This window comes from Nocardioides sp. J9 (assembly GCF_007829375.1).
Taxonomy (GTDB): Bacteria; Actinomycetota; Actinomycetes; order Propionibacteriales; family Nocardioidaceae; genus Nocardioides.
On sequence record NZ_VLJQ01000055.1, the window covers coordinates 80,688 to 106,050 of the forward strand.

The 25,363-nt window shown below is 71.5% G+C and carries 21 protein-coding genes; 2 read left to right on the plus strand and 19 right to left on the minus strand.

Annotated elements, in window-relative coordinates; all coding sequences use genetic code 11:
- Window positions 1-3: 3 nt before the first annotated feature.
- The 14 genes from L615_RS05980 to L615_RS06045 form a co-directional block, all read right to left on the minus strand.
- The gene (locus tag L615_RS05980; protein WP_145724448.1) at window positions 4-1,146 is read right to left on the minus strand and encodes a SurA N-terminal domain-containing protein; all 1,143 of its coding nucleotides are present in this window, start codon (window positions 1,144-1,146) and stop codon (window positions 4-6) included.
- Complete coding sequence (locus L615_RS23145) at window positions 1,143-3,308, minus strand: RND transporter (RefSeq protein WP_186449753.1); 2,166 nt, start codon at window positions 3,306-3,308, stop codon at window positions 1,143-1,145. Before L615_RS23145 ends, L615_RS05980 begins: the two co-directional genes overlap by 4 nt.
- Window positions 3,305-4,606, minus strand: a complete 1,302-nt coding sequence (locus L615_RS05990) for an MlaD family protein (RefSeq protein WP_145724449.1) — start codon at window positions 4,604-4,606, stop codon at window positions 3,305-3,307. The genes L615_RS23145 and L615_RS05990 overlap by 4 nt, the downstream gene beginning before the upstream one ends.
- Window positions 4,606-5,838: an MlaD family protein gene (locus L615_RS05995; protein ID WP_145724450.1), complete on the minus strand. Its 1,233-nt coding sequence runs from the start codon at window positions 5,836-5,838 to the stop codon at window positions 4,606-4,608. The genes L615_RS05990 and L615_RS05995 overlap by 1 nt, the downstream gene beginning before the upstream one ends.
- Window positions 5,835-7,136 (minus strand): MlaD family protein, encoded by a 1,302-nt coding sequence (locus L615_RS06000; protein ID WP_145724451.1) that lies wholly within the window; start codon window positions 7,134-7,136, stop codon window positions 5,835-5,837. The genes L615_RS05995 and L615_RS06000 overlap by 4 nt, the downstream gene beginning before the upstream one ends.
- The gene (locus tag L615_RS06005) at window positions 7,136-8,398 is read right to left on the minus strand and encodes an MlaD family protein (RefSeq protein WP_145724452.1); all 1,263 of its coding nucleotides are present in this window, start codon (window positions 8,396-8,398) and stop codon (window positions 7,136-7,138) included. Before L615_RS06005 ends, L615_RS06000 begins: the two co-directional genes overlap by 1 nt.
- A 3-nt stretch (window positions 8,399-8,401) precedes the next feature.
- Window positions 8,402-9,826 (minus strand): MlaD family protein, encoded by a 1,425-nt coding sequence (locus L615_RS06010; protein WP_028654457.1) that lies wholly within the window; start codon window positions 9,824-9,826, stop codon window positions 8,402-8,404.
- Complete coding sequence (locus L615_RS06015; protein ID WP_028654458.1) at window positions 9,826-11,055, minus strand: MlaD family protein; 1,230 nt, start codon at window positions 11,053-11,055, stop codon at window positions 9,826-9,828. The genes L615_RS06010 and L615_RS06015 overlap by 1 nt, the downstream gene beginning before the upstream one ends.
- 1 nt (window position 11,056) lies before the next feature.
- On the minus strand, window positions 11,057-11,884 hold the full coding sequence (locus tag L615_RS06020) for an ABC transporter ATP-binding protein (protein ID WP_084254903.1): 828 nt from the start codon (window positions 11,882-11,884) through the stop codon (window positions 11,057-11,059).
- Window positions 11,885-11,956: 72 nt separating this feature from the next.
- The gene (locus L615_RS06025; RefSeq protein WP_198020094.1) at window positions 11,957-12,820 is read right to left on the minus strand and encodes an ABC transporter permease; all 864 of its coding nucleotides are present in this window, start codon (window positions 12,818-12,820) and stop codon (window positions 11,957-11,959) included.
- A gap of 10 nt (window positions 12,821-12,830) precedes the next feature.
- Complete coding sequence (locus L615_RS06030) at window positions 12,831-13,688, minus strand: ABC transporter permease (protein WP_198020095.1); 858 nt, start codon at window positions 13,686-13,688, stop codon at window positions 12,831-12,833.
- A gap of 137 nt (window positions 13,689-13,825) precedes the next feature.
- A complete protein-coding gene (locus tag L615_RS06035) occupies window positions 13,826-15,058 on the minus strand; it encodes an NAD(P)/FAD-dependent oxidoreductase (RefSeq protein WP_145724453.1) in 1,233 nt (410 codons plus the stop codon).
- Window positions 15,055-15,477, minus strand: a complete 423-nt coding sequence (locus L615_RS06040) for an SCP2 sterol-binding domain-containing protein (RefSeq protein WP_145724454.1) — start codon at window positions 15,475-15,477, stop codon at window positions 15,055-15,057. Before L615_RS06040 ends, L615_RS06035 begins: the two co-directional genes overlap by 4 nt.
- Before the next feature lie 182 nt (window positions 15,478-15,659).
- Window positions 15,660-18,023, minus strand: a complete 2,364-nt coding sequence (locus tag L615_RS06045; RefSeq protein ID WP_186449754.1) for a LuxR C-terminal-related transcriptional regulator — start codon at window positions 18,021-18,023, stop codon at window positions 15,660-15,662.
- A gap of 230 nt (window positions 18,024-18,253) precedes the next feature.
- On the opposite strand from L615_RS06045, the gene L615_RS06050 reads away from it, so the two are divergent.
- Entirely contained in the window at window positions 18,254-19,201 is a 948-nt protein-coding gene (locus tag L615_RS06050) for a LuxR C-terminal-related transcriptional regulator (RefSeq protein WP_145724456.1), read from the plus strand.
- 434 nt (window positions 19,202-19,635) lie between these two features.
- Here the strand turns inward: L615_RS06050 and L615_RS06055 are convergent, their stop codons facing one another.
- The 5 genes from L615_RS06055 to L615_RS06075 are packed head-to-tail and all read right to left on the minus strand — an operon-like array spanning window position 19,636 to window position 24,115.
- Window positions 19,636-19,950 carry a 2Fe-2S iron-sulfur cluster-binding protein gene (locus L615_RS06055; protein ID WP_145724457.1) on the minus strand — a complete coding sequence of 105 codons (315 nt, stop codon included), beginning with the start codon at window positions 19,948-19,950 and terminating at the stop codon, window positions 19,636-19,638.
- Window positions 19,943-20,155 (minus strand): ferredoxin, encoded by a 213-nt coding sequence (locus L615_RS06060; RefSeq protein ID WP_028654466.1) that lies wholly within the window; start codon window positions 20,153-20,155, stop codon window positions 19,943-19,945. Before L615_RS06060 ends, L615_RS06055 begins: the two co-directional genes overlap by 8 nt.
- A gap of 22 nt (window positions 20,156-20,177) precedes the next feature.
- Complete coding sequence (locus tag L615_RS06065) at window positions 20,178-21,509, minus strand: cytochrome P450 (RefSeq protein ID WP_145724458.1); 1,332 nt, start codon at window positions 21,507-21,509, stop codon at window positions 20,178-20,180.
- Window positions 21,510-21,524: 15 nt separating this feature from the next.
- The gene (locus L615_RS06070) at window positions 21,525-22,982 is read right to left on the minus strand and encodes an aldehyde dehydrogenase (protein WP_145724459.1); all 1,458 of its coding nucleotides are present in this window, start codon (window positions 22,980-22,982) and stop codon (window positions 21,525-21,527) included.
- Between the two features lie 29 nt (window positions 22,983-23,011).
- Window positions 23,012-24,115 (minus strand): NAD(P)-dependent alcohol dehydrogenase, encoded by a 1,104-nt coding sequence (locus L615_RS06075; protein ID WP_145724460.1) that lies wholly within the window; start codon window positions 24,113-24,115, stop codon window positions 23,012-23,014.
- A gap of 219 nt (window positions 24,116-24,334) precedes the next feature.
- Between L615_RS06075 and L615_RS06080 the strand changes: the two genes are divergently transcribed.
- Window positions 24,335-25,348, plus strand: a complete 1,014-nt coding sequence (locus tag L615_RS06080) for an LLM class flavin-dependent oxidoreductase (protein WP_145724461.1) — start codon at window positions 24,335-24,337, stop codon at window positions 25,346-25,348.
- Window positions 25,349-25,363: the final 15 nt, after the last annotated feature.

Consider the following 25,363-nt stretch of genomic DNA (forward strand, 5'->3'; position numbering starts at 1 on the left):
GGCTCACCGTCCGTCCGTCACGTCGGCCTGGTCGATGTCCGGCACGGCGTCGGGGTCGGCCGGTCGGTAGGCGTCCGCGTAGGTCACGTCGTGCCCGGCGATGACGTCCCCGAGCCAGGCGCGCCACTTCCCGAGGGAGCGCTCGGCCAGGACCGTCCGGCGCAGCTCCTCGCGGAGCTCGGAGTAGACGGCAGCACGGGCCGGGAGTTGGCGCACGACCTCGCCGACGTTCCAGCCGGACTCGGTGCGCACCGGGCCGAAGAAGCTGCCGACCCGGGCACCGAACGCGGCCTTGGCATACGCCTTCTCGAGGTCGTCGCGCGCGACGGCGCCCAGCGCACCACCCGCGTCACGGGTCGCCGAGTCGAGGCTCGCGCTACGGGCGACCGCGGCGAAGGCGCTGCCGGCGCGCAGCTGCCGCAGCACGGCCTGCGCGGACCGCCTGTCGGCCACCACGATGTTGCGCAGCTCGCGGCGCACCGGCGTGCCGAGCTCCGCGCGCCGCTGGGCGAAGGCTTCCTTCAGCTCTGCCTCGGTCACGTCGACGTCGCCCGCCACCGCGTCGAAGAGACGCGAGACCAGGATCTGGTCGCGGATCTCCTGGCGCACCTGCTCCTCGGTCGCGCCGAGCTCGCCGAGGGCCGCGACGAACGCCGAGCGGCCGCCGTCGGGGTAGCGCTGCGTGATGATGCCCTGCAGCGTGCTGTCCACGTCCTTGGCGGCGACCACGATGCCCCGCTCCTCCGCCTCCTGCTGGAGCATGCGCTGCACGGCCATCGACTTGGCGGCATCGCGGAGGAAGTCCTCACGTTCCGAGCCCCCCGCGGGCACCTCGACGCCGTAGAGGGCCTCCAGGCCGTCGACGCGGCGCTCCACCTGCTTCGCGGTGACCACCTCGTCGCCGATCCGGAACGCAGCGCCGTCGGGGAGGGCGTCGCGCTGGACGAGCCACCAGGTCAGCGCCGCAGCAAGCACCGCCAGCACCACGACGACCACGCCCGACCGGCGCCGGCCAGCGGCGTCGAGGCGGAACCGGTGCCGCCACCCCGGCCCCTCGTCGACGACGCGCACCGACGGTTCCCCCGCAGCGTCTGCGGGTTCCGTGGTGGTGCTGTCCTCGGGCGTCGCAGTCTCCGTAGTGCTCATGCTGTGCCTCCGGTGAGCTCGAGCGAGTGGGTCTTGTCGCGGGGACCGGCGTGGTCACGGGCGTGGTCACCGGCGTGGTCACCGGCGTCGGCGTCGTCTGCGGCACACTCCCGGCCCGGCCGGGTCGGGGTCAGCGTCGCCAGTGCGAGCGCCACGACGACAGAGAGGGCGACCGAGCCGGACAGCGCGAGGCCGAGCTCGCGCAGGACCGGCAGGGACGAGGTCAGCAGCACGCCGTACCCACCGAGGGAGAGCAGCACCGCCAGCATGACCGAGCGGCGCATGCCTGCGTCGGCGGAGCGACGTGCGGCGAGGAGGAGGACGGTCAGCTCCGACCCGACGGCTGCGGTGAGTGCGCCGAGGGCGAGGGTGAGCGGATTGAGCGCGCCGATGACCACGACGAGCAGCGCGATCGAGAGCCCGGTCGCGAGGACCGCGGCGATCCCCGCCAGCACGGCATCCCTCCGGTGCGGCAGCAGGACGAGCAGCGCGGCTGCTGCAGCGACGAGGGCGACGACGCTGGACCGGTACCGCTCGCCGTCGACCAGGTCGTAGCCCCGCTCGGCGGCAGCGGGCAGGCCCGAGACCCGGACCTCGTACCCGGCGGGGGGCGGCGGCAGCACGTCCTCGAGCTGCTCGACCAGGTCGCGGTCGTCGGCGAGGTCGGTCCAGGCGACGCCGTAGCTGGCCAGCGCCTCGCGCCCGTCGGCGGAGATGACCGCCGACGTGATGTACGACGGCAGGGCGGCGACCCCGGCCAGCACCTGGTCGGCCGTCGGCTCCTCGCCGAGGAAGGAGAGCAGCCCGCTGACGGTGACGACGGGCTGGACGCGGTCCCCGAACCGGGTCACCACCTGCTCCTCGGCGGTGCGCGCCCAGGCCAGTGCCTCGGGCCGCAGGACGTCGTCGCCGACGAGCCGGATGTCGACCTCGGCGCTGAAGCCCAACGCCTCCTCGACCTCGACTGCATCCTCCAGGGCGGGCAGGCCTGCCAGCAGCTGCTGGGGGTCGGTCTTCAGGTCCGCGACCGAGAGCACGCTCCAGCCCACCCCGGAACCGACGACGCCCAGCAGGACGATGCCGCCGGCGAGGCTGCGGGACATCGACCAGGTCGCGACCGAGGGCTCCGTGCCCGTCTGGTCGGTCGGCGGACGCACCCAGGCTGCCAGCAGGCTGAGACCGACGACAAGGGCGAGGCCGACCGGCACGGCGAGACCGAGCTCGGAGACGAACGGGAGCGGCGACAGCAGCAGCCCGGCGAAGGCCAGGGCCGACGAGGTCGCCACGGCGAGCACCACCCGGCGGTGGCCCACGCGCGAGAGGTAGACCGGGTAGTAGCTGCCCAGCCCGAGGATGATCGGGAGGAAGGTGGCCGCGCCCAGCGAGAGTGGCTCGTCGCGCCAGCCGAAGGTCGCGAGCGTGCCGACCGGCAGCTCGCCGCGCAGGCGTTCGGCCAGCGCCACGCTGACCACCGGCGCCCCGGTCACGGTCGCCCGGGCACCGTCGGGCACGGCGCCGTCGCGGGCGAGCACCTCGCGCACGTCGTCGGCCAGCGCGGCGGACGCCTTCTCGTCGAGGTCCTCGCGCGGGCGGAGGAAGATCGCGACCGTCTCCTCGCCGGGCAGGTACTGCCGCCACTGCGGGCGAACGCGACCGGTGCCGGGGTCTGCGACGACCGATGCGACGAAGTCCTTGTTGCTGAGCGTCGGAAGGCCGGCCGGCAGGGCCTGGACCAAGAGCGCGCCGTACCGTCGCTCGAACGTGCGCAGCTCCCACTTCTTCCCGGCCTGCCGCAACGCGTCCCGCTGCCCGCTGAGGTCGGCCAGCATCTGCTTGACCCGCAACGCGATCTGGTTCAGCGTCGTCGCCGGTCCGTACGTCGCCACGACGTCGTCGACCTCGGCGAGCTCGCCCTCGAGCTGCAGCAGGCGAGGGAGTCGGTCTGCCGCGAGCGGGTCGCCCCCACCCTCGACGAGGACCACGACGGGATCTCCACCGAACTGGCGCGCCATGCCGTCCAGCGCCTCCACCGCAGGGTCGTCGGCAGGGAGCAGCGACTCCAGGTCACTGTCGACCTCGAGCCGTCCCAGTCCGACGACCGCCCAGGCGCTCGCCGCCGCCAGCAGGGCGGCGGCGAGCAGGAGGCGCAGGCGCGTGCTCACTCCGGGTCACGCTCCACCCGCGGGTAGGTCCCCTCGAACGGGCCGGGGTTCAAGGACCCGCCGGGCTCCGGGTAGGCGTTCGACTTGTCGAGGAGCCCGTAGTTGAGCGGCAACGGGTTGCCCTTGATCGACTGCTCGTTCAGCACCGGGAAGATCCGGAGGTAGTGCCCGTTCACGTCCGACTTCGCCAACATGGCCGACCAGTTCGCGATGAAGGCCGTCAGGTCCCTGGCGTAGGGCTTGATGAACGCGAGCATCGGGTTGACGTCCGCGAGGGTGGCCCGGGTCGTCGGGATGACCCGCACGACCTCCTTCGCCACGTCCGGGACGCGGTCCAGCGTGGCGGGCGCCTTGTCGAGGGTGGCGTCCAGCGACGGCAGCAGCCCGCGCAGGTCCCGCGTCGTCGCGGGGAGGTGCGCCAGGCCGCGGGTGAGGGCCGGGGCGGCGGCCTCGACGCCCTCCGTCACCGGTCGCAGGTCGACGGCGAGCGCCGAGAGGTCGCCCGTGGCCTCGCGGGCCGTGCGAAGCACGCCGGGCAGCTGCCGGAGCGTGGCCTCGATGTCGGCCTTCTGCGAGGCGGTGCTGGAGGTCAGCAGCTGCGCGTTCTCGACCAGGCTCACGATGCGGCCCTGTCCGACGTCCAGCGACTCCATCACCCGGCCCGACGTGGAGACCAGGCGCTGCAGGTCCTCGGACTGCGCCTCGAGGGCGTCGAGCACGTCGTACCCCTCGCGACCGAGGTTGCCCAGGCCGGTCAGGGTCTGGGCGATCTCGTCGCCGGTCTGGTCCGTGGACTTCCCGAGCGCGCGAAGGGCGGCGCCCAGGTCGTCGCGGGTCCCCTTGTCCAGGCTGGCGAGCACGTCGTCGAGCTGGACGCTGGGCACGAGTGCGTCGGCCGGGAGCTCGGCGCCGTCGTCGAGCTCGGGGCCGGACCCATCGACGATCTCGACGTAGGTCTCCTCGATCAGCGACTTGGAGCGCAGCCGCAGCTGCACGCCCTCGTGCAGCGGGGTGACGGCGTCGTCGTCGATCTGGACGACCACGCGGGCGGTGCCACCCTCGACGTCGAGCTGGCGCACCTTCCCGACCCGGACACCGGCGACCATGACGTCGGAGTCGTAGACCAGGTTGTCGACGTCCTTCGACTCCACCGTGACCCGGTAGCCGTCGCCGGAGACGAGCGGCAGGCGGCCACCCATGTTCACCCAGAGGTATCCGAACAGCGTCGCGCAGACGGCGACGAACGCCATCACGGTCAGTCCGCGGAGCCGCGGCACGGCGGCGTAAGGAATGCGCATCATCGGTCCTTGTTGATCGGGATCGGGAGCGTCGAGGTGTTCACCTGTGCCTGGCCGCGCAGGATGCCGCCGTTGGCGTCCTGCAGGCTCACGACGGATGCCGTGTTGTAGACGAACGCCTGCAGGTCGGTGAACCGCTCGGTGAGGATGCGGGTACCACGGTCCAGCCGGGACGCGATCGGCACGACGTCGTCGAGCGCGGGCTGCAGCGCACGGACGAAGGGGCGCAGGTCGGCCACGACGGGGCGCAGCTCGGCCACGACCGGACGGGCACGCTGGGCAGTGTCCTCGACCTCCTTCGCGACCTTCCCGACGGCGGCGAGCGCGGACGGCAGCTCGCCGGACGCCTTGCGGAGGTTCACCAGCGCCGGGTCGAGCTCCGTGCTGAGCTCGGTGACGGCGGAGGTGGCCTCGCGGAGCTGGTCGGTCGCCCCCGGCAGCGCCTTGAGCGCGGCGCGGACGTCGCCGTCGTGGGCGGCCAGGGTCTCGACCGTCGTGGCGAGCGACGTGACCAGCCGCTGCAGCCGGGCGTCGTCGGCACCGGCGGCGGTCGCGATGGTCCGTAGCGACGTCACCAGCGATGCGATCGACTCGCGCCGCTGGGCCATCGCCTTCACCACCGGCCGGAGCGTGCCGAGCGTCTCGTCGGCCGCGTCGAGGCCGGCCGGCAACGCCTTGGCAGCGCTCGCCAGCGCGACGTCGGACTCCCCGAGCAGGGTGGTGAGGGCCGCACGGGTGCTGTCGTCGAGGTGGCTCAGCACCTCGTCGACCTGGACGGGGTTGGAGGTCTGCTCGACGGGGATCACCGCGCCGTCCTCGAGCTCGCCGGCGGCCTCGGTGCCCTGGCTCATCTCGACGTACATGTCGTTGAGGGGCGTCTTCGGCCGCAGCACGAGGTGGGTGTCCTTGTAGACCGGGTTGCCCGGCTCGATCGACAGGGTCAGCCGGGCCCGCCCGTCGTCCGTCACGTCGGCCTCGGTGATCCGGCCGACGGTGACACCAGCGATGCGGACCTCCTGGCCGTTGCCGGGACTGATCGCCGGCACGCTGCGGAAGTCGGCCTGGAGGACGACCTCGTCCTGCCACGGCCAGTGGACCCGCTGCTTGGCGAGGATCACGCCGGCGACCAGCAGGCCGGCGAGGACCAGCGCGAGGATCGCCGCGACGTCACGGCCGAGGCCGGGGACGGTGCGCGCGCGCTCCCAGGCACGGGTGAGACGGTTCCTGGTCACGGTGCCCCCTGGGGGTAGGCGAGCTGCATCATCAGCTGCTCGAGGCTGATCGGCAGGTTCGAGACAGACCCCAGCCCGAAGCCGGGCTGGAAGTGGATGGTGGAGCCGTTGCGGTCGGTCATCCGGCCGGCGTTGTTCATGCCGGCGATGAGGTCGCCGAGCTCCTTGTAGAACACGGTGTCGTTGCCGCCCTTGGCGTACTCACCGGTCCCGTGCCAGTCGCTGTTGACCTTCTCGACGATGGGGCCCTTGATGCGGTCGAGCGTGGGCCCGTCGACGTCGTTCAGCACGCGGGTCGCGTCGACCGCCGAGGGGACGAGGTCGTCGACGACCGGACGCAGGTCGGCGAGCGCGGGGCGCAGGTCGCGCAGGACCGGGCGCAGCTCCCGCAGCGCCGGGTCGAGGGCGCGCAGCGTCGTGCTGAGCCGCTCGGCGGTCGGGACCGCGTCGTCGGACACGTCGCGCAGCTCTCCGAGGCTGTGGTCCAGGGCCCCGAGGCCGGCACGGGTCGCGCGCAGGGTCTGCGGCAGGTCGTCGACCGCTGCCGCGACGTCGGGGGCAGAGGCGGCCAGCGTGCTGCTGACGTCCGACAGGCCCGCCAGCGCGGCGTCGAGGCTGTCCCGGTTGTCGTTGAGGGTGCGGGCGGTGTCGTCGAGCGACGACACCAGCTTGCGCAGGTCCCCCTTCGACTTCCCGCGCAGGGCCTTCAGCGTGGTGCCGAGCGGGCGCAGCGTGGCCGGCGCGTCGTCGACGAGCCCGTGGATCGCGTCGCGTCCCGGTTCGTCGAGGAGCGCGTCGAGGCGGCGGACCGTGCGCTGCGTACTGGTGCGCGCCTCCGGCTTGAGCACCTCGAGGACGCGGTCCAGCTCGACGGGCGTGGTGGTCCGGTCGACGCCGATGGCGTCGACCTCGCCCGGGTCGCCGCCGGGCGAGAGCTCGACGTAGTAGTTCCCGCCGAGCAGCGTCGTCGGGCGGATGACGGCACCCGGGTCGGAGCGCAGCTTGTCCTTGACGCCCTTCTCCAGGTGCAGGGTCGCCACGGCGGTGCCGTCCTTGCGGTGCTCCACGTCGGTGACGATGCCGACCGGCACCCCGGCGACCTTGACCTTGGTGACGTGGCTGCGCAGCTGGTAGTCCCGGTCGAAGGCGACGGTCATGTCGTCACCCGGGCTGAGGAACGTCGTGATCTGGGTCTTCTGGAACAGCGTGACGCCGAAGAGCACCAGCAGGGTGATGGCGACGACCCCGACCCTGGGCGCGGAGAACCGCTCGAATCGGTGCAGAGCCTTGAGCAACATCAGCGCCTCCCGAGGAGCGAGGTGGCGCGGTCCAGGTCGGCCTGGCCCGGCGCCGGGTAGGGGTTGCGATGGACCAGGGGGTCTCGCACCGGGAGCACCCCCGTGATGCTCTCCGGCCGGACGACCAGGTCGATGCGCAGGTAGTTGCCCGACTTGTCGCCGTACTGGTTGGCGCTGACCCAGCGCTCGAAGAAGCGGATCAGCTCCGGCGTGTAGGGCGCGAGGACCGCCGTCGTCCCCGCCGCGCCGACCAGCGTCTTCTCCAGCCGCTGTGCGAGCGGCCGGGCGTCCTTCAGTGCCCCGGAGAGGGAGCTCACGGCCGGGACGGCGTCCTCGGCGACGCCCGGCACCTTGTCGAGCACCGGGACACCCTCACGCAGCGCGGCACGGAGCGTCGGTGTCGAGCTGCCGAGCGACCTGGCGCCGGGACGCAGCGCGCGCATGCCGGAGTCCAGCTCGTCGAGCGGGGCCCGCAGGTCCGTCAGCGCCTTCGTTGCCGAGGTGAGCGCCGGCGCGGCCTCCTCGACCGTGTCCTCCAGCGCGGCCCCGTCGTCGCCGGAGAGCGCGTCGAGGGTCGTCGAGAGGTCCTCGACGAGCTGGCCGACCTTCTCCGTGCGACCGTCGAAGCGCCTGGCCAGGGTGGCCGAGGACTCCAGGAACTCGTCGAGCTCGGTGCCCGGCTCGGCCAGCGTGCGGGCGACGACCCGCAGGTCGTCGAGCAGCTCCGGCGCCCGGTTGAGCACGTCCGCGACGTCCGGGGCGTGCCCGGCCGCGCCGGTGCCGGCCTCGTAGACGAGGGACGCTGTCGCCTTCCGGGTGCGGGCGTCGAGCACGGAGAGCACCTGGTCGAGGTTCACCGGGGCGGTGACGCGCGAGTCGTCGAGGCGTCCGTCCTGCGGCATCTCGCCGGACTCGGGCTTGCCGGGGTCGATCATGACGAAGTTCTGGCCGAGCGCCGACCGCGCCACGATGACGGCCGAGGCATCGCGGTAGACGTCGTGGTCGGGGTCGAGCTGCATGTCGACCACGGCCTTGTCGTCCTGGTAGGTGATGTCGCGGACCTGGCCGATCCGGACGCTGGCGGTGCGGACGTCGTCACCGACCCGGAGGCCGCCGATGTCGTCGAAGGCCGCGTTCGCCGTGCGGAACGACTGGCCGGGCAGGCCGGTGCTGGCGGTGAGGGCCAGGTAGAGGGCCAGCACGAGCCCGAGGACGACCGCGAGACCGACGGCCCGGATCACGTTGGGAGCTGCGAGGCGCATGGCTCAGCGGCCTCCGATCAGGTACGAGAGGAGGTTCTTCTCCTGGGACGTGGACAGGCCGGTCGCGCTGCCGCCGTCAGCCGCCCGGGTGCTGGTCTTCCCGCCTCCGAGCAACCCGCCCAGCGGGCCCACCAGGTCCTCGAGGCCGTCCAGCAGGCCGCCCAGAGGCGGCTTGGCACCGGACTGCCCGCCGTCACCGCCGGAGCCCTTGGTGCCGGGCTTGCCGGCGGACCCCGACGGAGCGGGCTTCAGCGCGTCCTCGCCACCGGGGAGGAGTCCCGTCAGCACCTCGGTCGTGACGACCACGTGCGCACGGAAGTAGTGCGCCAGCCCGTCCTGGCCGTTGGTCGTGAGCGCCCAGGACCGGATGAAGTCCATGACCGTCGTCAGGTTGTCGAGGGCCTGCGTGGCGATCTCCCGACCGTGGTGTGCGGTGGTCCGGAGGTCCGGCGAGAGGTCCTGCAGCGACCGGGCGACGGGGCGGGCCCGCTCGAGCAGCACCTCGGCCTTGTCCAGCACCGGGTCGAGCCCGTTGAGGGCCGGCTCGGCACTCTTCGAGAACGACTCGAGCTCCTTGCTGATCCGCACCAGGTCCTGGGTGACCGGGCGGAGCGCGGCCAGGACAGGGGCGGTCGAACCAGCGGCTCCGGCGAGTGCGGCCAGCGTCGTGCGCGCCTCCCGCAGGGCCGCGGGCAACCGCTCGAGGGTGGCCGACAGGGCGCGGTCGCTCCGCGCGGTCGCGGTCAACGTCTTGTCGGCCGCACCGACGAGACGGTCGAGTGCGACGCCCTTGTCCGTCGCGAGCTGCTCGGCGACGGGCGTGACCTCGTCGACGAGCTGCTTCAGCACGCCGTTCTGGTCATTGAGGATCCGGGCGAGGCGGTCAGTGTCCTGCAGCGCGGGAGCCAGCGCCTTGATCGCGCGGTCGGCCTTCTCCCCCTTGCCCAGAATGCCCTGGCCGAGCGTCGTCACCAGCATGGACAGCGCCGTCCCGGTGGGGGCGTCGACCATGTCCAGCACCTCGTCGAGGTCGGTCGCCCGGCTCGACTGCTCGACCGGCAGCGAGGCACCCTCGGCGAGGACCTCCGCCTCGGGTGAGCCGCGGTCGAGCTCGACGAACCGCTCGCCGAGGAGGCCGACCGGCCGCACGCGGGCGGTGGCGTCGGAGTGGATCGGCAGGACCTCGTCGTCGAGGACGAGGCCGACCTTGGCGATCCCGTCCTCGACCTCGATCGAGCCGATCGTGCCGACCTTCACGCCGGCCGACTTCACGTCGTTGCCCTTGATCAGCGGGCTGGCGTCGGAGAAGTAGACGTAGACGTCCGGGTCCTCGTCGGACATCATGCTGGCGGTGGTGCCGATCGTGATCGACAGGCCGAGTGCCGTCGCGACCGCGACCGCCACCATGCGGACCTGGGTGGCGCTCATCACTGCATCTCGCTTCCGTGGGCGTCGGTCCAGGGCTGTCCCTCGGACTCACCGGGGAGCCGGGTGAGCTTCCGGGTGATGCCCGGGGGCACGATGCCGGGGTTGTGGTTCAGGCTCGTCGTCCCCTCCGTGATGAAGGCGCGGAGGTAGTGCCCGTTGGAGTCGTAGTTGGCCGCGGCGGAACCCCAGTTCGCCAGCCAGCCCACGAGCTCCGGGGTGTAGGGACGGAGATAGGTCACGGCAGGTCCGAGGTCCGCGAGGACCTGGTTCGCCTGCGGGAGCACGCTGTCCGCGCCGTCCAGCAGTGCCGGCGTGAGCTCGAGGAGCGAGCGGGCAGAAGCGAGCGTCGGGCGCAGCTGGGCGATCGTCGGACGCAGGTCGCGCAGCACCGGCTCGAGCTGCTTCGCCACGCCCGGCAGCTGCTCCATCCCGGGCGCGAGCGCCTCGAGCAGGGGCGTCGCCTCGTCCACCGTGGCCGGCACGTCGTCGAGCGTCGACTTCGCGACCGCCAGGGTCTCCGGGAGGTCAGCGAGGGCCTTCGACAGCTGCGAACGGTTGGCGGCGATCGTGCCGGTGGCGCGACTCAGATCGCTGACCGTGGAGGCCAGTTCACCGTCGCGCTCGTCGAGCGTCGACATCAAGGTGGAGAGCCGGGTCACCAGCTTGCGGATGGCCGGTCCGTCCTTGCCGACGGCCTCGAGGACCTGGCCGAGCGCCTCGACCGCGGGACCGAGCGACTCCAGTGTCGACCGGACGTCCCTCTCCTTGCCGTCGAGGGTGGTCTCGAGGCGGTCCAGCAGGCTCTTGAGCCTCGTCCGGGTGGGCTTGTCGAGGGCAGCCAGCACCTGGTCCAGCTCGACCCGGTCGACCGAGCCCTCGACGAGGGCGCCGTCCGGCAGCTCGGGCGCTGCGTCCTTCCCCGGGAACAGCTCGAGGATGCGCTCACCCAGGAGGGCCTTGTAGGAGACGCGCGCCGTCGTACCGTCGTGCAGCGGGGCGTGGTCGTCCTCGAGTGCGACCGTGACGACGGCCTTGCCGTCGCGGGTCTGGAGCTCCTTCACCCGACCGGCGGTCGCGCCGTCGATCTCCACCTCCGAACCGGCGACCAGGTTGGTCGCGGCGGGCAGCACCACGTCGAGGGTGTAGTCGTCGTCCGCCGCCGTGACCACGCCGGCGGTCGCCACGAGCAGGGCACCGGCGCCGAGGGCTGCGATGAGTGGTCGGGGCATCTCAGTCCATCCCCAGCGGGCCTGCGGACTCGCCGGCGAGGAACTGGCGAACGAACGGGTCCTCGCTGGCAAACGCCTCGTCGCAGTCGCCGTAGTGCACGAGCTTGCCCTGCCAGATCATGCCCACGTAGTCGCTGACCGAGCGGGCGGCCGAGATGTTGTGCGTGACGAGGAGGTAGGTGCCGCCGTGCTCCTCGTGCATCTGCTGGATCAGGTCGCACAGCAGGCTGGTGCGCACCGGGTCGAGGCCCGAGTCCGGCTCGTCGAACAAGACGATGTCGGGGTTCATGATCAGCCCGCGCGCGAAGCCCGCGCGCTTGCGCATGCCGCCGGACACCTCGGTCGGGAGCTTGTGCGCGGACCGTTCGAGGCCGACCTCCTGGAGGCGGCTCATCACGAGGTCACCGATCTCCGACTCCGCCATGTCGGTGTGCTTGCGCAGGGGGAAGGCGACGTTGTCGAAGATGTTCATCGACCCGAACAGGGCCCCGTCCTGGAAGAGGACTCCGAAGCGCTTGCGCAGCTCGTAGCGCTCGTCCTCGCTCGCCTTCCAGATGTCCTTGCCGAAGACGATCACCTCGCCCTGGTCGGGCTCGAGGAGGCCGACCAGGTGCTTGAGGAGCACGCTCTTGCCCGTGCCGGACGGGCCGAGCACGGTGGTGATCGCGTCGTCGACGAACTCGATGTCGAGGCCCTGGAGGACCTTGAAGTCACCGAACTTCTTGTGGACGTTGCGCACCTGCATGGTGGCGGTGCGGTCCGCGTGGTGCGCTTGGAACGCGGAGCCCGAGGACGGCGCCATTGCGGTGTCGACGAGAGCTGTGTTCATGACTGACTCCAGGGGTCGGACGTCGGAGGGAGCGGAGGACGTGGGACGCGGGGCGGCCGGGAGACCCGGCCGCTAATTCGCAATCGGTGCGTTGGGTGAGAGGCCCCAGAAGAGCTGGGTGCAGAGGAGCCCGATCACGTGGATCAGGACCATGTTGACCATCATCGACTTGGCCGTGTTCACGCCGACGCCCACCGGCCCGCCCTTGGCGGTGTAGCCGTAGTAGCAGCCGACGATCACGATGACCGTGCCCATCAACATCACCTTGATGAGCGAGAACATGAAGTCGAGGGGGTTCTGGAAGAGCCAGAAGATCAGCGAGTAGCCGCCCGGGGACACGCTGCCGTACTGGAAGACGACGACCAGCCACTGCGAGAGGTACATGAAGCCGAGGCCCACGAAGTAGAGGAAGGGCATCGCGATCCAGGCGGCGACGAGGCGGGTGCCGATGAGGTAGCTGCGCGACTTGATGCCCATGACCTCCATCGCGTCGATCTCCTCGGCGATGCGCATCGAGCCGATCTCGGCGACCAGCCCGCAGCCGACCTTCGCGGCCAGGATGTAGCCCCACATGTACGGCGCCATCTCGCGGAGGCTGCAGTAGGCGGTGAAGACGCCGGAGTAGAGCGGCGCCCCGATGGCGCGGAGGGTGTAGTTCGCCTCGGTCCCGCAGACCGTGCCGATGACGAACTCCATCATCCAGATGATCAGGCCGCTGGCGAGGATGAGGATGCCGCACTGGCGGAAGATCTCTGCCGTGTACATCCGCACCCGCGGCAGCTCGCGGAAGGTCTGTGCGGCGAACTGCGCGATCTCGCCCGCGGTGGCGAACGCTGCCTTCGTGCTGGCCATCACCGAGCTGGCGCTGACCTCGACGTCCTCCTTCTCCGGAGGCGGCGGCGGGGCGGCGCGGTGGCCGTTCATCTCGATGGTCACGGGCGTGGCCTCACTTGTAGACCTGCATGTCGGGGTTGAGCCCGAGCAGGATCGACGTGAACAGGGAGTTGATGATGAAGATCGCGGCGAAGGAGATCACCACGGCCTGGTTGACCGCGCGCCCCACACCGATCGGGCCGCCCTTCACGGTCAGGCCCTTGTAGCAGCAGACCACCGCGATCACGAGGCCGAAGATCGTCGTCTTCAGGACGCTCCCCCACAGGTCGGTCACCGTCGCATTGGCGAAGAAGCTGGAGAAGAACGCGCCCGAGGAGGCGCCGAGGATCGGAACGGCCGCGATGTAGCCGCCGACGACGCCGAAGGTCAGGGCGACCAGGTCGAGCAGGCCGGTCATCAGCGTCACGGCGATCACCCGCGGCACGATGAGGTCGCGGATCGGGTCGATGCCCAGGACCTCCATCGCGTCGATCTCCTCGCGGATCTTCCGGGCGCCCAGGTCGGCGGTCATCGCGGCGCCGACGACGCCGGCGACGACCATCGCGTTGATCCACGGGGCGAACTCGCGGACGCTGGCCATGATGAAGAAGGAGCCGAGCCGCTCGGGGATGCCGAAGAGGTTGTAGATGTTGCCGCCCTGCAGGCCCGGGGCACCGAACCCGAAGGTGACCGTGGAGATGGCCATCGGGATCCAGCACAGCTTGAGCATGCTGAACATCTGGTCGCGGACCTCGCCCCAGTAGCCACGCGGGTGCCGCACGGCACTCCAGACGACCGTCCCCAGGAGGACGCCCATCTCACCGGCGGGGACGAGCACGGTCTCCAGGGGCTTCAGGCCGCTGCGCCGCTTCGGGGGTGCTGCCTCCGGTTCGGTACCGGCGGCCCCCGGCGGGGACATCGTCGCGGTCATGACTCTCCTTCGAGGCGGATCGGCGGCGGTGTGGTCGCCGTCACCAATCTCTTGTAGGCGGTGGGCGGGGGCATCCCCCCTCAGGCAGAGGTGGCTCATCCGTGCGGTTCACCGCCCCACTGAGCGCCACTCGGGGGTCAGGCCAGCAGCTCCTTCAGCGGCACCGAGGGGTCGGCGAGCCGGGCGGCGTCCACGTGGGCGGAGGAGGCGATCAGCTTCTTCGCGACCATGAAGTCCGGGGCGCTGTTGACCGTCTCCACCGCCACGACGGCGTCGCCGGAGAGGTGGAAGACCGCGAAGCGGCCGGAGCCGACGTCGCCGCGGACGACCGAACGGTCCGCGAACCCGACGAGACCGGCGATCTTGACCTTCAGGTCGTACTGGTCGGACCAGAACCACGGCACCTCGTGCGGTCGGGCCGGCTGGCCCAGCACGTGGGCGACCGTCTGCTTGGCCTGCTCGACCGCACTGGGGATGCTCTCCAGGCGGTGCCGGCCCGGGAAGTGGTCAAGGGGACGCCGGGTGACGTCACCGACGGCGTACACGCCGTCGACGGAGGTGCGGCCGTGGTCGTCGACCAGGACTCCCCCGTCACAGGCGACCCCGGCTTGCTCGGCGAGAGCCGTCCGCGGGATCGCCCCCACCCCGACGACGACGGTGTCGCACTCGACGCGCGAACCATCGCCGAGGACGACGGCGGTGACCCGGCCGTCGTCGCCGTCGAGGCGGACGACGTCGGCGCTGGTGCGGATCTCGGTGCCGCGCGCGGCGTGCTGCTCGACCAGGAACGCGGCGAGGTCGGCCCCGGCCACGCGCGCCAGGGCACGGGCCTCGCGCTCGAGCACGACGGCGGAGGCACCGAGGTGGCGGGCCGACGCGGCGACCTCCAGGCCGACGTACCCACCGCCGACGATGGCGAGCCGGGCGGCCGGGACGACGTCAGCACCAAGGCGGAGGGCGTCGTCGTGGTTGCGGAGGTAGTGGACCCCGTCGAGGTCGGCACCGTCGACCGGGAGCTGGCGCGGGGCGGCACCGGTGGCGAGGACGAGCGTGTCGTACGAGATCGACTCCCCACCGCCGAGCGTGACGGTGCGTGCCTCGGTGTCGATCGCCTCGACTGCGTTCCCGAAACGCACGTCGATGCGCTGGTCGGCGTAGAAGTCCTTGGGCTTGATGAGCAGGTCGTCGTCGCTCATCGCACCCTTGAGGTAGTCCTTGGACAGCGGCGGGCGCTGGTAGGGCCACATGGGCTCGTCCCCGACGAGGACGACGGCCCCCTCGAACCCCTGCTGGCGCAGCAGCGCGGCGACGTTCGCGCCGCCGTGGCCGGCGCCGACGATGACGATGGTGTCGGAGCGGGGGTTCGTCATGGCAGTACTCCTGGGAGGTCGCTCGTCGCGCGTTCCTTGACGGCCACGAGCTGGCGGTAGAAGGGGTAGGCCTGCTCGAGGACAGGCAGCACCTTGAGCGCCTTGCTCACCTGTCCCCGCGCGTGGATCACGCCGCGGGCCAGGGCGTCGACGACGTCGACCTCACCGCGGAGCACGCCGTCCAGCACGTCGGATTCGCAATGGAGCTCGACGTCGGCGGCCACCCCGATCCCGTTCCAGACGACCGCGACCGGGTCGCGGAGGTCGAGCACCAGGTGCGCGGGCAGGTCCGTGCAGGACAGTCGCAAGGTCATCGCGGCGCGGGCGAGCTGCGGCCCGAGGACGGGGTCGGTCGCGGCGAGCCTGAGCACGCCGCCCACGTAGCAGTCCACGTCGGCAGCACTGGCGAAGAAGGGCATGGCGGCGATCCGGTCTCGTCGGTGCGTCCCGCGAGGGGTTCCCCGACGGGAGTGCCGTCCCGGTGGGGCAGCACGTCCCGCACGCTAGGCGGGTGGAGGGTGCCGCCGAATCGCCCGTGGGGCGGAAAGGCGTATGTCGATCGGCGTCGCGGGCGCGGCGGACGTCCGCGCCGGGGCCGGCGTCAGGACCGCGCTGCGGACGGCATGGTCACCCGTTTCTCGACCACCCAGGCGGCGACCTGGGAGCGCGAGTGGAAGCCCAGCTTGGCGAGGATGTTCTCGACGTGTCCCTCGGCCGTGCGGGGCGAGATCACGAGCCGCTCGGAGATGGCCCGGTTGGAGAGGCCCTCGGCGACGAGGTCGGCGATCTGCTGCTCCCGGCGGGTGAGCTTGACGACGGTGGGGTCTGCCAGCGCCGTCGGCGAGGGCACCTGAACGCGCCCCAGGGCGGTCGCGATCGCGTCCGCGTGGCTCATCTCCCGCCCGGCGCGGAACGCGGTCTCGAACACGCGGTCACCGAGCTCGCGTCGGCAGGCCTGCTCGGCGTCACGCATCTTGCTGAGCCAGTCGGGCGACCCGAAGAGCCGGATCCCGAAGCTGGTCCACAGGCTCTCCGCAGCTCCCAGCAGGCAGGCGGCGTCCTGGTGCCGGCCGGCATCGGCCTGCGCCCAGGCCAGCAGGTCCATCGTGGTCGCCAGACCACACAGGTCGCGGAAGAACCACTTGATGTCCAGCGCCTGTCGGGCGAGCTCGACGGCACGCTCCGCGTCCCCCCGCATCTTCTCGACGAACCCGAGGCCGTAGAGCGCGTAGGAGAACAGCCAGCGCTCACCGGTCAGGGTGCACAGCTCCCGGCATGCATCGAAGTGCTCCTGCGCCGCGTCGACCTCACCGCAGTAGATGTGGGCCAGGGCCAGCTGGACCCGGACGGCGGTCAGGTGGTCGTCGAGCGCGTCGTGCCCGTCGTACAGGCCGAGTGCACGGGTCAGCAGCTCCTTGGAGCGCTGGGGATCGTGGAAGAGCGCGGACAACCCGGCGACGTGGGTGGCGTAGGCCTCGACCCGGCTGTCGCCGAGCGCGACGGCGATGCCCCGGGCCTCGTCGGCGGCTTCGGCGGCGCGGGCCTGGTCGCCCTGCAGACCGGCGACGTAGCCCAGCGTGCCCAGGGCGACCGCGCGGTCGGTGGTCGACGCGGGGCAGGTCGCCACGGCCCGCTCGAGCCACTGCCGGCCCTCGTCGAGGAAGAGCGCGATCCAGAGGAACCATGGCGTACCCACCAGGGGCAGGGACCGCTCGTGGCACGGCTCGTGGGTCAGGCAGTGCTCGGCCGCGGCGCGCAGGTTCGCCTGCTCCAGGCGCAGCGTCGTGCACCACGCCTCCTGGAGCGGCCCGAACCACTGCAGGCAGGCCTCACCGACGAGGCCCTCGACCCACTCGAGGTGGCGGTGGACCAGGTCGTCGTGCTCACCGAGGACGCGGAGTCGGTGCTGGCCGTGCTCCCGCAGCGGCTCGAGCATCCGGAAGCGCACCTGTCCGTGGCTCTCGACGCGGCTCAGGACGGACTTCTCGAGCAGGCCCTCGAGCACGTCGAGGACGGCCTCCTCCGGCAGGGTCCCACCGGCGCACACCGCCTCGGCAGCCTCCACACCGAACCCGCCCGTGAACACCGAGGCCCGGGCCCACAGGGTGCGCTCGTCATCCGTGCAGAGGTCGTAGGACCAGTCGATCGTGGCCTCGATCGTCCGGTGCCGCGACGGACCGGTGCGCGCGGAGTGGCGCAGGACGTCGAGGCGTGCGTCCAGGCGACGCACCAGCTCGTCGAGGCCCAGGACGCGCAGCTTGACGGCAGCGAGCTCGATGGCGAGCGGGATGCCCTCGAGCTTGCGGACCAGCTCGACGGCCGCGACCTGGTTGGCCGGCGTGAGCTCGAAACCCGGCACGACGGAGGCGGCCCGCTCGCGGAAAAGTGCGAGCGACGGGAACAGCGAGGCGACGCCCGGTTCCGCGGCCTTCTCCGGAGGTGGCACCGGCAGCGGTGCGACGCTGAACACCGTCTCGCCGGGCACTCCGAGGGTCTGACGGCTCGTGGCGAGGACCCTCAGGCCCGGGCTGTGCCGCAACAGCTCGTCGACGATCTCCGCGACCGGCTCGAGCACGTGCTCGCAGTTGTCGAGCACCAACAGGATCCGGCGCTCCGCCACGTGCTGGAGGGCCACGCTCCAGGTGTCCCGGCCGGGGAGGTCAGGGAGGTCGAGCGCCTCGACCACGGCCTGGCGGAGCAGGCACGGGTCACGGACGTCGGCGAGCTCGACCCACGTGACGCCGTCGGGGTGACTGCGGACGAGCTCCCGGGCGGCCCGGAGCGCCAGCCGGGTCTTCCCGACGCCTCCGAAGCCGGCAAGCGTCAACAGCCTGGTCTCGCCCAGCAGCCGCTTGACCTGGTTGAGGTCGGTGCGGCGCCCCTCGAAGGACGTGAGGTCCGCGGGCAGGCGTCCCCCGGGGGCGGTGTCGTCGACCGAGGACCCGGCGCGAGCTCGGCTGGGCATCGTCGTCACCCCCATGTCGACTCGTGTGCGGGACGTCACAGAGCACAAGTGTGGCCGAAATGGTCCGACCAAACAAGGGTGTCATGCCCGAGACGCCCGACCCACTCGGAACTACCCGGAAATCCTACTCGGGTAGTGATCCGGGGGTGGCCCCCGGTCCACCCCACCGCCACCGCGAGGGATGGTGACGGTCATCACACCCATCTGGTCCGACCATTCAAGGAGGAATCGTGACCGCGCTCCCCGAGTCCGCTTCCCAGCACTTCCTCGCGCCTGCCGAACGAGACCTTCCGAAGACGTCCATGGTGCGGCGGGTCGGCAGGGCCCTGGACGACCTCCGCGCGCTCACCACCGTGCAGCAGCTGGTCCAGCGCGCGCCGGCGGCGCTGTGCCGGGTCGGCTTCGACCGGGCGATGATCTCGCGCGTCGCCGACTCCGAGTGGGTCGTCGAGCGCTTCCACAGCGAGCTCGACCCCGAGCAGGCCGCTCGCATCACGGAGATGGCCAAGGCCAACAACCAGCGCCTCGGCCCCAACGTCATCGAGCTCGAGATGGTCCGGCGCCGGGTGCCGCTGCTCGTGCTCGACGTGCAGCGCGACCCGCGGGTGCACCCCCAGCTGGCCCGGATGACCGGCTCGAGCTCCTACGTCGCCGCGCCGGTCGCCCCCGAGAACGAGGTCGTGGGCTTCATCCACGCCGACCGGGTCGGCGGCGTCGTCACGGAGTTCGACCGCGAGATCGTGGCGCTCTTCGCCCAGGAGCTCGGCACCCTCGTCGCGGCGGCCAACATGCGCGAGCGGCTCGAGCAGCTGCGCGTCACCGTCGACAACCTCCGCTCCTCCCTCGGCGGGATGGTCAACGGTTGCCTCTCCGGGCCCGTGGGGCTCGAGCCGGTGGCGACCGTGACACCCATCGGCGTCGCCGCCGGCGCCCCGGTGCAGATGCAGCAGCAGACGTTCGCGAGCTCGCCCGAGATCGACCGCCTGCTGTCCGAGCGTGAGCGCGAGGTGCTGCGGTTGATGGCGCTGGGCGAGACCAACGGCCGCATCGCCAGCCGCCTGGTCATCACCGAGGGCACCGTGAAGTCCCACGTGCGCCACATCCTGCGCAAGCTGAACGCAGCCAACCGGGCCGAGGCCGTCTGCCGCTGGCTGCAGCGCCCCGGCGCCCCCGTCTGACCAGTCCACCGCCGAACGCCGAAGGCCCGGGACCTCGCGGTCCCGGGCCTCTTCGCGTGCCCTGGCGGGATCCCTGCCGGAGCCGGTGGATGACCGCTGCGGCGGCGGCACCTGTGGGGATCGCCGTTCCTCCCGCACCCGTCCTCGGCGGCGCAGCGGCCGGGCGCGGTCCGTGCTGGCCCCATGCCCTGCCGCGACACGTACGAGGACCTCGGCGCACACGGCACGGGGCCGGGCAGGTCGTTGCCCTCCCCCGAGCGGGCCCGGACCTCGTCGTACGCGTTGCCCCTCCGCGAGAGCCGGGAAGGCGGCAAGGAGCGTGACAAAAGACGAGCGGCCCCGGGAACCGGTCAGGGTTCCCGGGGCCGGTGACGCCGTTCGAGGGCGCGAACGGCATCTCCCCCGCGGCCAGCGGTGGTACGGGGGCGCTGGGGTCAGTCGGTCGGCACCACGACGCGCGCACCGTGGGTCTGCTCGCTGACGATGAGCTGACACGACAGGCGCGAGCTGGGCCGCACCCCGTCGGCGAACTCGAGGAGCTCGCGCTCCTCGTCGGTCACCTCGTCGAAGAGGTCCTGCCACCCCTCGTCCACGTAGACATGGCAGGTCGCGCAGGAGCAGCTCCCCCCGCACTCGGCGACGATGCCCGGCAGGTTGTTGCGCACGGACCCGTCCATGACGCTCTGCCCCACGGGCACGTCGATGGACAGCTCCCTCCCGTCCGCGAGCACGTAGACGACCTCAGGCATGACGTCCCTCCAGGATCTTCTCGAGCCGCAGCGCGCCCGTGGGGCACGCGTTGACGGCCTCCGTCACCCGCTCCAGGTCGTCACCGTCGATGTCGGCGCGGGCCACCTGCAGCAGCCCGTCGTCGTCGACGACGAAGTAGTCCGGAGCGATCGCGAGGCACTCCTCGACGCCGCCACAGGTGCCCTGTGTGTGTACGACCTTCATCTCGCTGGCCTCCTCCGGCTGCTCAGTCAGTGAGTTCCACGCGGACAGGGAGCCGCTTGATGCCACCGACGAAGTTGGTCTGGGTCAGCTTGCGGCCCTCGAGCAGCTCGATCGACTTGATGCGCGGCAGGAGCTCCTCGAACATGATGCGCAGCTCCTGCTTGGCCAGGTGCTGCCCGATGCACATGTGCGGGCCGTAGCCGAAGGCGATGTGCTTGTTCGGCTTGCGCTCCAGGTCGAAGGTGGTCGGGGCGTCGAAGACGTCCGTGTCCCGGTTGGCCGACTGGTAGAGCGGCATGACCCGGTCCCCGGCCTTGATCTGGGCTCCACCCAGCTCGGTGTCGACCCGCGCCCTCCGCATGAAGTGCTTGACGGGCGAGACCCACCGCAGCGCCTCGTTGACCAGGTCCGGGATCAGCTCCGGGTTCGCCTGGACCTTTGCCAGCTGCTCCGGGTTCTGCGCGAGTGCCTCGATGCAGCCCGTGATGGTGGCCGACGTGGTGTCGTGGCCCGCCGTCGAGATCGCCATGAACCAGCCGTAGGCGTAGGAGTCCGGGTAGAACTCTCCGTCGGGCCGGCGCGCGTTGGCGATGAGCGAGGAGAGGTCGTCGCGAGGGTTCGCGCGACGGTCCGCGACGAGCCCGGCGAAGTAGCCGCAGAAGTCCTGGAAGGACGCCGCGAACTGCTGGGCCATCGCCTCCGGGGTGGCGGCCTCGACGTCCTCACGCTGGAGGTCAGGGTCCGCGACGCCGAAGAACTCCTGCGTCAGCTTCATCATCCGCGGCTCCTCCTCCTCGGGGACGCCGAAGAGGGTCATGATGACGTGGAGCGGGAAGTAGAGCGCGAAGTCCTCGATGAAGTCGATCTCGTTGACGCCGGGCTTGAGGTACTTCGCCATGGCCTCGCGGGCGAGGTCACGGATCTGGTCCTCCCACTGCTTGAGGTTCGCCGGGCGGAACCACGCCCCGGCGATGTCCTTGACCTCGGTGTGCTCCGGCGGGTCGAGGTAGGGCAGGGCGTCCATGATCCGGAGGCTGCCGCCGGTGAGGCTCTTGGTGAACGCGTCACCGGCCTGGTTGCTCAGGATCGGGTTGTGGCTGCCCGGATCCTCGTGGCCACCCGCGGTGAACACGTCGGTGTTGCGCTCGACCTCCATGATGTCGGCGTGCTTCGAGACCAGCCACAGCGGGTCGAAGCCGTCGACGACGGCCTTGCCCACGGGCATGTTCTCCCGCAGCCACTCGTAGGCGGCGAACAGCTTGTCGTGGTCGACGTGCCCCTCGGGGAGCACGATCTGCTGCGCGATGTCGTCGGGGACGACGCGGGTCGTGGTCTTCTCGTCGATGACGGTCATTGTGTCTCCTCGACTTCAGTTGGCCGCGGCCGGCGGCAGGTAGATGGTCTTGAGGTTCTGGAAGGCGACGAGGCCCTCGGGACCCAGCTCGCGGCCCATGCCGCTCGACTTGATGCCTCCGAACGGCGCGGTCGGGTCGTTGACGTAGTGGTTGAGGCCGATGGTCCCGGTGCGCACCTTGCGGGCGAACGCCTCGCCACGCTCCGGGTCGGCGGTCCAGACCGAGCCCCCGAGGCCGTAGTCGGTGTCGTTGGCGATCCGGACGGCCTCCTCCTCGTCGCGGTAGGGGATCACCGCGAGGACGGGACCGAAGATCTCCTCCTGCGCGATGGTGTGGTTCGGGTCCACGTCCGCGAAGACGGTGGGCTGCACGAACCAGCCACGGTCGCGGTCGGCCGGACGGCCACCGCCGGCAGTGAGCCGGCCGCCGTCGGAGCTGCCCTTGGCGATGTAGGACTCGACACGCTCACGCTGGCGCTGCGAGACGAGCGGGCCGATCTGCGTGGTGCGCTCGAGCGGGTCGCCGATGACCAGGTTCGAGGCCAGGCCGGAGATGGTGTCGACCACCTCGTCGTACCGGCTCTGCGGCGCGAGCACCCGGGTGCCGAGCCAGCAGATCTGGCCGTTGTTCAGCAGCGTGGAGGCGAAGAAGCTCTCGATGTTGCCGAGCAGGTCGGCGTCGTCGAGGACGATCGCGGCGGACTTGCCGCCGAGCTCCAGGGTCACCGGGCGCAGCAGGCGGCCGCAGGTCTCGGCGATGGCGCGTCCGGCCGCGGTCGAGCCGGTGAAGCTGACCTTGTCGACGCCGGGGTGCTCGACGAGGTACGCGCCGAGCTCGCGTCCGCCGGGGACCACGTTGAGCACGCCCTCGGGCAGACCCGCGGCGAGCGCAGCCTCGGCCATGAGGAAGGCGTCGAGCACCGTCTCCGGCGCCGGCTTGAGGACGACGGTGCAGCCCGAGGCGAGCGCCGGTGCGAGCTTCAGGAAGGTGATCCCCTGCGGGACGTTCCACGGCACGATCGCGCCGACGACGCCGATCGGCTCGCGTCGGATGACCGACGACCCGCCGAGCATCCCGGGACGGCGCTCCTCGCCCTGGTCCACCACCAGCTGGCTGTAGTAGCGCAGGAGCAGCGGCGGGAAGGCCGACTCGAACTGCTCGGCGACGACGATCGGCATGCCGTTCTGCTGGGCCACACGAGCGGCGGTCTCGCCGGCGCGCTTCTCCAGCTCGTCAGCGAAGCGGTGCAGCGCCTCCTGGCGCCGGGCGGGCTCCCAGCTGCCCCAGGCGTCCGGGCCGTCGAAGGCCCGGCGAGCGGCGTCGACGGCGGCGTCGATGTCGCCCTCGGCCCCCTCCGGGACGGAGCCGATGATCTCCTCGGTGGCAGCGGCGCGGACGTCGATCCGGGCGCTGCCGGCCGGCGCTCGCCMCYCGCCGCCGATGTAGAGCTTGTCGTAGTCAATGGTGCTCATCTGGTGACCTCGTGTCTCGTGGGTGGGGGTCAGTTGTGGGTGAGGACGACCTTGACCGCCTCGCCCGCCGCCTGGGCCGCGATGGCCTGGTTGAGCTCGCTGAAGGGACGGGTGCTGATCAGGCGGTCGTAGGGGAACTTGCCGGCGGCGTGCAGCGCCTGCAGCTCACCGATGAACTCGTCGAGGTTCGAGTCGCCCTCGACGATGCCGATCACCCGCGCACCGAGGACCTGGGCCGGGATCATGGGGACCGCCATGACGGACTCCGGGTCGGCCGGGACGCCGACCAGCCCGATGGTGCCGCGGTAACCGAGGGAGGCGAAGGCCTCGCCCAGGACGGCGGCGTTGGCGGTGGTGTCCAGGACGTAGTCGACGCCCGCGGGGATGATCGCCCGCACCTGCTCCGAGACGGGACCGGCCGCAGGGTCGATCGCGTGGGTGGCGCCGAGCTCGATGGCGAGCTCGCGCCGCGCGGTGACGGGCTCGACGACGATGATCGTGCCCAGGTTGCGGGCGGCCGCGGCGAGCACACCGGAGAGGCCGACCGATCCGCCGCCCATGACCAGCAGCGCCTCACCGGCCTGCGCGTCGAAGCTGTTCATCACCGCTCCGGCGCCGGTCTGGATGCCGCAGCCGAGCGGAGCCGACAGGGCGAGGTCGGCGTCGTCCGGAAGCTTCACGACGTTGCGCTGGTTGGCCATCGCAGCCGTCGCGAAGGACGACTGGCCGAAGAAGTTGGCGCCGAGCTGGGTGCCGCCCTGGGACAGCGCCGAGCTGCCGTCCGGGCGGACGCCGCCGAAGTTGAGGGCCATGAAGTTGACGCAGTACGCCGGCTCACCCTTCTTGCACGAAGGGCACTCGCCGCAGGTGTTGAACGTGAGCGCGACCTTGTCCCCGACCGCGACCTTGGTGACGCCCTCGCCGACGGCCTTCACGACGCCCGCGCCCTCATGCCCCACGACACCGGGCATCGGGAAGGGCAGGTGTCCGTGCTGCGCGGCCAGGTCGGTGTGGCAGAGGCCGACCGCCGCGATCTCGACGAGGACCTCCCCGGACTGCGGGTCGCCGAGCTCGACGTCCTCGATGGTGAAGTCGCCCCCGACCTCGTGTACGACGGCTGCCTTGATCTGCATGGCGGAATCCCTTCAGGAAGCGCGAGAGTGAGTGGTCCGGTCGGCCCACCGCCGTACCTGGACGATCTCGAGTGTTTCCTCGGTCACACTCGACGGGCATCCCCCTTGGGACAGATCGACATGTGCCGTTGGGCCCGTCCGCGCAGGCGGTGGGGAGACCTCCAGTCGCGACGCACGGCCGGCGTTGCGGGGTCCCCGCGGGTCGGCGACAGTGGCCCGGTGACGACACGAGGCATCACCGTGCTGGCCGGCGGGCTGGCGGAGACGGTGGAGATCACCACGGCAGCCGACCGCGCCGGCTTCGACGGCGCCTGGTCGGGCGAGTTCCTCAACCGCTCGGCGGTCGTCTCCGTCGCCGCGATGGCCGCTGCCACCGAGCGGATCGGCGTCGGCACGGCGATCGCGTACGCCGTCGGACGCTCTCCCCTGGTCCTGGCCAACGACGCCCGCTTCCTCGACGAGATGAGCGGCGGACGGCTCACCCTCGGCCTCGGCACCGGCACCCGGGGCATGATGGTGGGCTGGCACGGCGTCACCGACCCGGACGGTCCGGCCAGCCGCATGGAGGAGCTGATCCCGTTGCTGCGGCGCCTGTGGCGGTTGCACGAGGAGCCGGTCAAGCACGAGGGTCGCTTCTACAGCTGCGACATCACGCCGACGGCCGACATCCAGCCGCCCCTGCGCCCGGAGGTCCCGATCTTCACGGCCGGCGTGAACGCCCGGATGATCGAGGTGGCGGGCCGCGTCTCGGACGGCCTCATCTGCCACCCGACGCTGACCGACCGCTACCTCGAGGAGGTGGCGCGCCCGGCGATCGAGAAGGGCGCTGCCCGCACGGGGCGCGACCCCGAGCAGGTCCAGCTCAAGGGCGTCATCATCACCTCGATCCACGACGACCCCGCTGTCGCCCGGCGGGAGGCCGCCGCACAGATCGCGTTCTACGTCGCCCCGAAGGCGTACGGCCCGGTCATGGAGACGTCGGGGTTCGGCGACGAGGCGGCGGCGATCCAGGCGGCCTTCCGGGCCAAGGACCACGACGCGATGGTGGCGGCGGTCTCGGACCGGATGCTCGACGAGATGGCGGCGGCAGGCACCCTCGAGGAGGTCCGTGACCGGGTCGCGGTGCTCGAGAAGCGCTACGACCACGCCGCGCTGTACTCCCCCAGCTTCACGATGGCCGCTGAGCGCGTCCGCGAGAACACCTTCGCGATCATCGAGGCGTTCAGCCGGTAGCCCGCTCGAGCGCGG

Coding starts and splice junctions, on each gene's coding strand:
- L615_RS06045 (WP_186449754.1), bottom strand. CDS start 18,023: ATGCCCAGCCGAGCTCGCGCCGGGTCCTCGGTCGACGACACCGCCCCC.
- L615_RS06020 (WP_084254903.1), bottom strand. CDS start 11,884: ATGAACACAGCTCTCGTCGACACCGCAATGGCGCCGTCCTCGGGCTCC.
- L615_RS06060 (WP_028654466.1), bottom strand. CDS start 20,155: ATGAAGGTCGTACACACACAGGGCACCTGTGGCGGCGTCGAGGAGTGC.
- L615_RS06075 (WP_145724460.1), bottom strand. CDS start 24,115: ATGCAGATCAAGGCAGCCGTCGTACACGAGGTCGGGGGCGACTTCACC.
- L615_RS05980 (WP_145724448.1), bottom strand. CDS start 1,146: ATGAGCACTACGGAGACTGCGACGCCCGAGGACAGCACCACCACGGAA.
- L615_RS06040 (WP_145724454.1), bottom strand. CDS start 15,477: ATGCCCTTCTTCGCCAGTGCTGCCGACGTGGACTGCTACGTGGGCGGC.
- L615_RS06065 (WP_145724458.1), bottom strand. CDS start 21,509: ATGACCGTCATCGACGAGAAGACCACGACCCGCGTCGTCCCCGACGAC.
- L615_RS06005 (WP_145724452.1), bottom strand. CDS start 8,398: ATGCGCCTCGCAGCTCCCAACGTGATCCGGGCCGTCGGTCTCGCGGTC.
- L615_RS06035 (WP_145724453.1), bottom strand. CDS start 15,058: ATGACGAACCCCCGCTCCGACACCATCGTCATCGTCGGCGCCGGCCAC.
- L615_RS05990 (WP_145724449.1), bottom strand. CDS start 4,606: ATGCGCATTCCTTACGCCGCCGTGCCGCGGCTCCGCGGACTGACCGTG.
- L615_RS06055 (WP_145724457.1), bottom strand. CDS start 19,950: ATGCCTGAGGTCGTCTACGTGCTCGCGGACGGGAGGGAGCTGTCCATC.
- L615_RS06010 (WP_028654457.1), bottom strand. CDS start 9,826: ATGAGCGCCACCCAGGTCCGCATGGTGGCGGTCGCGGTCGCGACGGCA.
- L615_RS06000 (WP_145724451.1), bottom strand. CDS start 7,136: ATGTTGCTCAAGGCTCTGCACCGATTCGAGCGGTTCTCCGCGCCCAGG.
- L615_RS06030 (WP_198020095.1), bottom strand. CDS start 13,688: ATGACCGCGACGATGTCCCCGCCGGGGGCCGCCGGTACCGAACCGGAG.
- L615_RS06015 (WP_028654458.1), bottom strand. CDS start 11,055: ATGCCCCGACCACTCATCGCAGCCCTCGGCGCCGGTGCCCTGCTCGTG.